Annotated in this window: 8 protein-coding genes; 4 read left to right on the plus strand and 4 right to left on the minus strand. The window is 69.4% G+C overall.

Annotation, left to right across the window (positions count from 1 at the left end):
- Positions 1 to 2619, plus strand: a 2619-nt coding sequence (gene nahK, locus HMPREF3014_RS00915; protein WP_256562439.1) for a hybrid sensor histidine kinase/response regulator NahK/ErcS', incomplete at its 5' end; no start/stop codon positions are given.
- A 1-nt stretch (position 2620) separates the two neighbouring features.
- Here the strand turns inward: nahK and HMPREF3014_RS00920 are convergent.
- Both HMPREF3014_RS00920 and agmR read right to left on the minus strand, forming a co-directional pair.
- Positions 2621 to 3484 (minus strand): DMT family transporter, encoded by an 864-nt coding sequence (locus tag HMPREF3014_RS00920; protein ID WP_003113465.1) that lies wholly within the window; start codon positions 3482 to 3484, stop codon positions 2621 to 2623.
- Between the two features lie 9 nt (positions 3485 to 3493).
- Positions 3494 to 4159: a response regulator AgmR gene (gene agmR / locus HMPREF3014_RS00925; RefSeq protein ID WP_003107754.1), complete on the minus strand. Its 666-nt coding sequence runs from the start codon at positions 4157 to 4159 to the stop codon at positions 3494 to 3496.
- A gap of 515 nt (positions 4160 to 4674) precedes the next feature.
- Here agmR and HMPREF3014_RS34585 point away from each other — a divergent pair.
- Genes HMPREF3014_RS34585 through HMPREF3014_RS00935 form a run of 3 tightly spaced genes read left to right on the plus strand, consistent with a single transcriptional unit; the run spans position 4675 to position 6158 of the window.
- Positions 4675 to 4815, plus strand: coding sequence for a hypothetical protein (locus tag HMPREF3014_RS34585; protein WP_003088510.1), 141 nt, complete (start codon positions 4675 to 4677; stop codon positions 4813 to 4815).
- Between the two features lie 8 nt (positions 4816 to 4823).
- Positions 4824 to 5474 (plus strand): sensor histidine kinase, encoded by a 651-nt coding sequence (locus HMPREF3014_RS00930; protein ID WP_023087556.1) that lies wholly within the window; start codon positions 4824 to 4826, stop codon positions 5472 to 5474.
- Between the two features lie 12 nt (positions 5475 to 5486).
- Positions 5487 to 6158: a response regulator transcription factor gene (locus tag HMPREF3014_RS00935; RefSeq protein WP_023087555.1), complete on the plus strand. Its 672-nt coding sequence runs from the start codon at positions 5487 to 5489 to the stop codon at positions 6156 to 6158.
- A 26-nt stretch (positions 6159 to 6184) separates the two neighbouring features.
- Here HMPREF3014_RS00935 and HMPREF3014_RS00940 read toward each other — a convergent pair whose 3' ends face one another.
- Together HMPREF3014_RS00940 and exaA are read right to left on the minus strand one after the other, a co-directional pair.
- Entirely contained in the window at positions 6185 to 6832 is a 648-nt protein-coding gene (locus HMPREF3014_RS00940) for a pentapeptide repeat-containing protein (RefSeq protein WP_003088520.1), read from the minus strand.
- 53 nt (positions 6833 to 6885) lie between these two features.
- A partial coding sequence (exaA, locus tag HMPREF3014_RS00945) for a quinoprotein ethanol dehydrogenase (RefSeq protein ID WP_256562440.1) occupies positions 6886 to 8744 on the minus strand: 1859 nt, incomplete at its 5' end.

An 8744-nucleotide genomic window follows, 5' to 3' on the forward strand; every position in this document is an offset into this window, starting at 1 on the left:
CCGGGGTCGCCATTGGCCGACCCCGCGGAGGTGTCCGTCGCTGAGCTGCAGGCGCGGGTCGTCGCCCTCGAAGAAGAGCGGCACAAGTTGCAGCGGATCAACCAGGCGCTGATCGGACGCATCGAGTCGAGCGCCGCGCAGAGCGACGAGGCCTACGGCGCCTTCCAGTATTCCGTGGTGCTGGCCGAGCAGGTCCGCGAGCGCACCGACGCGCTGAGCCAGACGATGCTCGAACTGAAGGCCAGCAACCAGTTGCTCAGCGACGCTCGCCTGCGTGCCGAGACCGCCCACCAGCATCTGCTCGACGCCATCGAAAGCATCTCCGACGCCTTCGTCCTGTTCGATCCGCAGCAACGCATCGTGTTGTTCAACGAGCGCTTCCGCGCGCTGTGGATCGACAGCCGGGCGCGGATCGGTCCTGGCATGCGTCGCGCCGAACTGCACCGGCTGGCGCGTAGCGGCGGGCTGATCGTCGAGGAGCAGCGTGGCGGCGACCAGCAGACCCTGTACCGCCTGCGCGACGAGCGCTGGCTGCGGATGAGCGAGCGACCGACCCGCGACGGCGGGCTGGCGGTGCTCTACAGCGACGTCACCGAGATCAAGCTCAGCGAGACCGCGCGCCGCGAGCAGGCGCTGGCGCAGAAGTCGCACCTGTTGCAGCGGGCGGTGGACAATCTCTCCCAGGGCGTGGCGATGGTCGGTGCCGACGGCGTGCTGGAGTTGTGGAACCGGCGCTTCCTGGAGCTCTGCGGGCTGGCCCCGATCGCCGGGCACCGGGCCTTCGCCGAAGTCATGGCGGAGAGCGAATTGCCGTTGCTCACGCCGCGCAGCCAGGACTCCCAGGGGAGTCCGCTGAGCGCCCGCGAGCAGCGCCTGTTCGATGGCCGGGTGCTGGAGATCCGTACCCATGCGCTGCCCACCGGCGGCTTCGTCAACACCTTCACCGACATCACCGAACGCTATCGCCACGCCGAGGCGTTGCGCGCCAGCGAGCGCTGGATCCGCCTGATCACCGACCAGGTGCCGGCGCTGATCGCCTATCTCAGCGACGAACTGGTCTACGAATTCACCAACAAGGTCTACGAGGAGTGGTACCGCTGGCCCAGCGGCTCGATGCTCGGCCGCTGCCTGCGCGACGTGCATGGCGCCGAGCACTGCCGGCGCCTGGAGCCGTACTTCGAGCGGGCCCTGGCCGGCGAAAGCGTGACCTTCGAGATCGCCGAGACCGCGTTGTCCGGCGAGGAGCGCTACATGCAGCGCTCCTACGTGCCGAACCGCCAGGCCGACGGCCGGGTCGCCGGGCTGTTCGTGCTGATTCGGGATATCACCGAGCGCCGGCGGACCGCCGAGGCGCTGCACCAGGCCTACCAGAACCTCGAACAGCGGGTGCGCGAGCGGACCGCCGAGCTGACCACCCTCAACGACCAGTTCAAGCGCGAGATCCACGAGCGCAGCCAGGTCGAGGCGCGCCTGCGCGAGGCCAAGCGCGAGGCGGAACAGGCCAACCTGTCGAAGACCAAGTTCCTCGCGGCGGTCAGCCACGACCTGCTGCAACCGCTGAACGCCGCGCGGCTGTTCACCAGCGCCTTGCAGGAGCGCGGCAGCGCGGCGCGGGACAACGAGGCGCTGGTGAACAACATCAGCCATTCGCTGGAGGACGTGGAGAACCTGCTCGGCACCCTGGTGGACATTTCCAAGCTGGACGCCGGCGTGATCACCCCGGACATCGCCCCGTTCGAGCTTGGCGAACTGCTCGGCAACCTGGCCGCGGAGTACCGCCAGGTAGCCGCCAGCGAAGGGCTACGCCTGGACTTCGTGGCCTGCGGGGCGCTGGTCCGCAGCGACCAGCAACTGCTCGCGCGAATCCTCCGCAACCTGCTTTCCAACGCCATCCGCTATACCCCGCGAGGGCGCGTGCTGCTGGGTTGCCGCCGGCATCGGCAGCGCCTGTCGATCGAGGTCTGGGACACCGGGGTGGGCATCGCCGCCGACAAGCTCGGCGAGATTTTCCAGGAATTCAAGCGCGGCGAGTCACAGCGTTGTCACCAGGACCGCGGGCTCGGCCTGGGATTGGCGATCGTCGACAAGATCGCCCGCATGCTCGGCCACCGGGTCCGGGTCGGCTCGCTGCCGGGCAAGGGCTCATGTTTCTCCATCGAGGTACCGCTGGCCCGCCATGCCCCGCGCAGTCGCGCCGAGCCGCTGGCCAGCGCGGACGACCTGCGCGAGCGCCTGCGTGGTTCGCGGGTGTGGGTGCTGGACAACGATGCGGCGATCTGCGCAGGCATGCGCACGTTGCTCGAAGCCTGGGGCTGCCGGGTAGTGACGGCGCTGTCGGAGGAAGACCTGGCGCGACAGGTCGACAACTACCATGCCGAGGCCGACCTGCTGATCGTCGACTATCACCTCGACGACCAGCGCAACGGCGTCGACGCGGTCGCCGCGATCAACGCCCGGCGCGGCTCGCCGCTGCCGGCGCTGATGATCACCGCCAACTACAGCAACGAGCTCAAGCAGCAGGTCCGCGAGCTTGGCCATACCCTGATGCACAAGCCGGTGCGGCCGATGAAGCTGAAGACCGCGCTCTGCCACTTGCTGGAGCGCGAAGCCTCGGTCTGATTCAGGCGCCTTCGCGCGCCGCGCGGCCCAGGCGCGGGGCGAGGATCAGGGCGATCCCGCCGAGCACCGCCAGGGTCGCCGGCGGCAATCGCGGGGCGAGCGGCTCGCCGAGCAGCAGGGCGCCGCAGAGGGCGGCGAGTACCGGCACGCTGAGCTGCACCGAGGCGCCCTGGATCGCCGTCAGCCCCGGCAGTGCGCTGTACCAGACGGCGTAGCCGAGGCCGGAGGCGAGGGCGCCGGAAAGCAGGGCATAGGCCAGCCCGGCGCCGTCCAGCCGCAACTGCCCGTGGAATGCCAGGAGCAGCAGGGCGGCGAAGGCAAGGGCACGCAGGAAGTTGCCCGCGCTGACCGCCAGCGGATCGCCGCCGCCGCGGCCGAGCAGGGTATAGAGACCCCAGGCGAGGCCGGACAGGAGCATCAGCAGGGCACCGCCCAGCGGCGGCGCGCTGGCTCCGGGGAGCAACAGGAACAGCAGGCCGCCCAGGGCCAGCAGGAAACCGAGCAGCGCCTGTCCGCCCAGCCGTTCGCCGCGCAGCAGGCCGGCCAGCAGCAGGGTGACCTGTACCGCGCCGAATAGCAGCAGCGCGCCGGTGCCGGCGTCCAGCTGCACGTAGGCGTAGGAGAACGCGGCCGCGTAGACGAACAGCGCCGCCGCCCCGCGCCAGCCGCCGCGCGCGGGCGTGGCCGGGCGCCGGCGCAGATGCAGCAGGACGGCGAGCATGAGGGCGCCGGAGAAGAGACGCAGGGCGGTGAAACTGACCGCGTCGATGGCGGTGTCCTTCAGCGCCGCGCGGCAGAGCAGCGAATTGCCGGCGAAGGCCAGCATCGCCAGGACAGTGAGCAGCAGGGTACGGCGGTCGGGCATCGGCGGGTCTCAGCGGCGCAGGTAGGCGGCGAAGTCGATGTCGCCGGCGCTGAGGATCGCCTGGACCCGGTTGTGTACCTTGAGCTTGCGCAGGATCGCCGAGACGTGCGCCTTCACCGTGGTCTCGGCGATGTCCAGGTTGTAGGCGATCTGCTTGTTCGACTCGCCCTTGGTCATCCGCTCCAGCACCAGCAGCTGCTTGCGGGTCAGGGCCTGGAGCAGTTCCGGGGAGATGCCGTGTTCTTCGTGGCCGCTGCGTCGCGGCGAACTCTTCTGGGTGCGGATCACGTCCGAGGGCAGGTAGACGTTGCCGTTGAGGATCTGCTCGATGGCTTCGGTCATCTGCGCGCGTGGCGAGGACTTGGTGATGAAGCCCACCGCGCCGTAGGTGATGGCCTGTAGCACCACCTGCTTGTCCTGCTCGGCGGAGACGATAACCACGGGAATGGTCGGGGCCTCGTTGCGCAGGTTCATCAGGCCGTTGAGGCCGTGCATGCCGGGCATGTTCAGGTCGAGCAGGATCAGGTCGAGGTCGTCGTGTTCCTGGGTCAGGCCCAGGGCGCTGTCGAGGTCGGCGGTTTCCATCACTTCGCTGCCGGGGAATCCGTCGGCGATGACATTGTGGATGGCCTCGCGGAACAGCGGGTGGTCGTCGGCGATCAGGATCTTGTACATGGCCTGCACCTCGTTATTGTCGTTATGGGCGGCTGGTGGCGGCTCGGGGCACGCGGGCGGATGCGAATGCGCTCACGGTAGCAGTCGTGGGCGCGATAGCCCAGCGGGCGGGCGTTCCGCCGCGCGCTGCCGGGGACGCGTCGCGGACGGTCGGCAGCCGGGTAGGCGGAGAAGGCGAACTCGGTACTGCGGCGGGACCACCGCAGGGTAGTCGGGCGCTACGCGGGGCAAGGCAAGGCGGGGCATGGCGGCTTCTCGTCGTTTCTTCTTGTATGCGTCATTACAGGGCAGGCGCGCTGCTTTGGAAATTCGACGTCCGGAGGGGTGAACCAGTACCAAAGTAGCAGGACCAGGCGCTTGCGCAGCGCTCCTGCTGCATCGGCGGCGCCCGCAAGGGCGGCTGGAGGCGGGTGGCCGCGCAAAAGTAGCGGCCCGGCAGTACCAAGGTAGTAGCACGCCGTGGCTCCGCGCGTCCTAGCATGTCTCGATAACGACAATGGACAGGAGTCGCCGCCATGCGCATCGCCGTCACCCTGGTGTTGCCCATCCTGCTGATCCTCAGCCTGCTCGGGTTCGATTTCCTCTATTCCCGCCACCTCGGCCAGGAAAGACCTGCCGCCTGCGCCGTCGGACAGGCCTGTCGGATCGCCCCCTGAGCCACGCCATGGATGACCTGCGATCCGCCGGCCCGGCGGAGTACCGCTGGCTGCTCGCCGTGCAGGAGCGCGAGCGGCGCTTGCTGGCCCAGGCGATGCATGACGATATCGGCCAGTACCTGACGGGCATCCGCACCCAACTGTTGTTGCTGCGCTGCACGGCAGGCGACGGGCAGCCGGCGCTGGCACGCCTGGAGCGCTACTGCCAGGGGCTGGACGACAGCTTCCGCGCGCTGCTGCGCGGTCTACCGCCGCCGGCCCTGCAACGCCAGTCGCTGGACGAGGCGCTGCGCGCCTGCGTGGCGGACTGGCAGGAAGGCCAGGGCATCGCCTGCGAGCTGCGCCTGGGCGGTCCGCTGCCGCCCCTGGATGCGGCGGCCGGGACCCATCTCTACCGCCTGTTGCAGGAGGCGCTGAACAACGTCGCCCGGCATGCCGGCGCCAGCCGCGTGCGGATCCGCCTGCAATGCCGTGGCGGCTTTCTCTACCTGAGCGTACGCGACGACGGTCGCGGCTGCGCGGCGGACCCGGCACCCGGCTTCGGCCTGGACTCGATGCGCCAGCGCGCGCGCTGCCTGGGCGCTGAACTGAGCCTGCGCAGCCGTCCCGGACAGGGCCTGGCGTTGCGCCTGCGGATGCCGCTGGAACGCGACGACTGAGAGGAGAGGACGATGAAGATCCTGCTGGTGGACGATCATTTCGTGGTCCGCGAAGGGCTGGCCGCGCTGTTGCGCGGGCTGCTCCCCGACGTGGAGGTGAACGAGGCCGGCGACGGCGAAGAAGCCTTGCAGGCGGTGCAGCGGGAAATTCCTTCGCTGGTCATCGTCGATCTCGGCCTGCCGGGCATCAGCGGCCTGGAACTGACTCGCCGGCTGCGCCAGCGCCTGCCGCAGTTGCGTGTGCTGTTCTTCAGCCTCCACGACGAACTGGCCCTGGTGCGCCAGGCGCTGGATGCCGGTGCCCGCGGCTACGTGACCAAGCGAGCGGCGCCGACGGTGCTGCTGGAGGCGATACGGCGAGTGCTCGCCGGCCAGCTCTATCTGGAGCAGCCCCTGGCCACGCGCCTGGCCTGCCAGTCGTGGGAAGAGCAGGGCGGGGCAGCGTTGCGCGGGCTGACCCGTCGCGAGTTCGAGATCTTCCGCCTGCTCGCGCGTGGCCTGGCCCTGCGCGAGGTGGCCGAGCACCTGGGGGTAAGCGCCAAGACCGTGTCCAACCATGTCAGCCTGCTCAAGCAGAAGTTGCAGGTGAGTACCCAGGCGGAACTGGTGCACCGGGCCATCGACAGCGGCGTGCTGCGGCTGGGCCTGCCGCTCGCCGAGGAGGCTCGCGGCAGCCTCGGCTAGGGGGGCCGTCGCTGCTGTCCGGCGCTTCACTGCCAGCCCGCGGGGCAATCCTTGCAACCCTGCATGTTGCTGCCCTGGAAGTTGCCGAAGCGCACCTTGCTGCCGCGCAGGTCGGCATCTTCCAGGTTGGCCTCGGCCAGCTTGACTTCCTGCAGGTTGGCGTCGCGCAGGTCGGCGCCCTTGAGATCGGCGCGGGACAGCCAGGTCATCTCCAGGTCGGCGGCGCGCAGCGTGGCCTGGTGCAGGCGGCCGCCGCTGAGACGGGCGAACTCCAGGTAGGCGGCGGTGAGGTCGGCGCCTTGCCACTGGGCGCCCTGGGCGAACAGGCCCCAGGCCTGGATCGCCACCGCCCTGGCGCCGGAGAGGTCGGCCCCGCGCAGGTTGGCTTGCTGCAGGCTGGCGCGGGTGAGGTCGGCACCACGCAGGTTGGCTTTTTCCAGGTTGGCCAGGTCGAGCCTGGCGTGACGCAGGTCGGCGCCGGAGAGATCGGCGCCGGCCAGGTCGATGCGGCCGAGGTCGAGGTTGCGCAGGTCGGCGCCGCGCAGGTCGGCCTTGGCGCAGCGCGCGCCGGGCTCCAGGCGGCAGCCGGCGATGACGCGGACGTCGTCGATGTCGTCGGCGGCCTGGGCCAGGCCGGCGCCGAGCAAGGCGGCGCAGAGGAGGAAGGTCTTCATCGGGATACTCCGAAGGCGGGGAAAGCCGCGCCTCGCAGGGCGCGGCGCGGGGATCAGCGGCTGGCGGTGCGGTTGTCCCAGCTGGGCAGCTTGAATACCCAGAAGGAACCGCCCTGGGCCACCGGCCGGGTCAGGTCGGCCATGTCGCCGCCCCACAGCGGCACGGCGCCGCCGTAGCCGACGGTCACGCCGAGGTACTGCTCGCCGTCCTGTTCCCAGGTGATCGGTGGCGAGACGATGCCGCTGCCGGTCTGGAATTTCCACAGCTCCTTGCCGCTCTTCGCGTCGAAGGCCTTGAAGTAGCCGTCGCCGGTGCCGGTGAACACCAGGTTGCCGGCGGTGGCCAGCACCCCGGCCCAGAGCGGCAGGTGTTCCTTGTGTTCCCAGACCACCTTGCCGCTGACCGGGTCCATGGCGCGCAGGCTGCCGACGTGGTCGTCGTACATGCGCTTGATCCGGAAGCCCATGCCAAGGTAGGCGCTGCCCTTCGTATAGCTGACCTCCTCGGTCCAGTAGTCTTCCTTCCAGTGGTTGGCCGGCACGTAGAACAGGCCGGTGTCCTGGCTGTAGGCCATCGGGTTCCAGTTCTTGCCGCCGAGGAACGGCGGCGATACTTCCACCGCCTTGCCATGCTTCTGCCCCGGTTCCGGCAGCGGCGGGCGCTGGCCCTCGCGCTCCACCGGGCGGCCGGTCTTCAGGTCGATGTGGCTGGCCCAGGTGATGTTGTCGACGAAGGGGAAGGCGTTCTGCAACTTGCCGTTGCTGCGGTCGACCACATAGAAGAAGCCGTTGCGGTCGGCGTGGGCGGTGGCCTTGACGATCTTGCCGTCCTTGGCCTTGTAGTCGAACAGCACCAGTTCGTTGTTGCCGGAGAAGTCCCAGGCGTCGTTGGGGGTGTGCTGGTAGAACCACTTCACCTCGCCGCTGCTCGGGTCCACCCCGACCTGGCCGGAGGTGTAGAGGCTGTCGTAGTCGTGCGGGTTGCCGCCCTTGGCGGTGCGCGCCCAGGTGTTCCACGGGCCGGGGTTGCCGGCGCCGACGATGATGGTGTTGGTCTCGGCGTCGAAGCTGGCGCTCTGCCAGGGAGCGCCGCCGCCGTGGCTCCACGACTCGACCTTGCCGGTCGGCGAGTTGCGATCGTCCGGCCAGGAGGGTGCCTTGACGTCGCCGGTCACCGTGCTGTCCTTGCCGTTCAGGCGGCCCATGTGGCCTTCGACGAAGGGACGCATCCAGATTTCCTCGCCGGTATCCGGATCGCGGGCGAACAGGCGGCCGACCACGCCGAACTCGTCGCCCGAACTGCCGTGGATCAGCAGGACCTTGCCGGTCTTGCCGTCCTTCACGATGGTCGGCGCGCCAGTCATGGTGTAGCCGGCGCCGTGATCGGCGAACTTCTTCTTCCACACCACCTTGCCGGTGTTCTTGTTCAGCGCCACCACCGAGGCGTCGAGGGTGCCGAAGAACACCTTGTCGCCATAGATCGCGGCGCCGCGGTTGACCACGTCGCAGCACGGGCGGATGTCGTCGGGCAGGCGGTGGTTGTAGGTCCACAGGCGCTTGCCGGTCTTCGCGTCGAGGGCGAACAGCCGCGAGTAGGATGCGGTCACGTAGATCACGCCGTCGCTGACGATGGCCTGGGACTCCTGGCCGCGCTGTTTCTCGTCGCCGAAGGAGTACGACCAGGCCGGGGTCAGCTTGAACACGTTGTCGGCGTTGACCTGCTTGAGCGGGCTCCAGCGCTGGGCGTGGGTGCCCATGCCGTACTGCAGCACGTCGCCGGTGGTCTTGTCGTCGTTGGCGATGTCCTCCCAGGTCACATCCTTGGCCAGCGCGGCGCCAGCGCTGCCCAGGGCGACGGCGAAGGCGAGGCAGTGCAGGCTCGGGTGCAGGAGGCCGGCAGGGGCGGGGGAGG

It is taken from the genome of Pseudomonas sp. HMSC065H01, from assembly GCF_001815235.1.
Classification (GTDB): Bacteria; Pseudomonadota; Gammaproteobacteria; order Pseudomonadales; family Pseudomonadaceae; genus Pseudomonas; species Pseudomonas aeruginosa.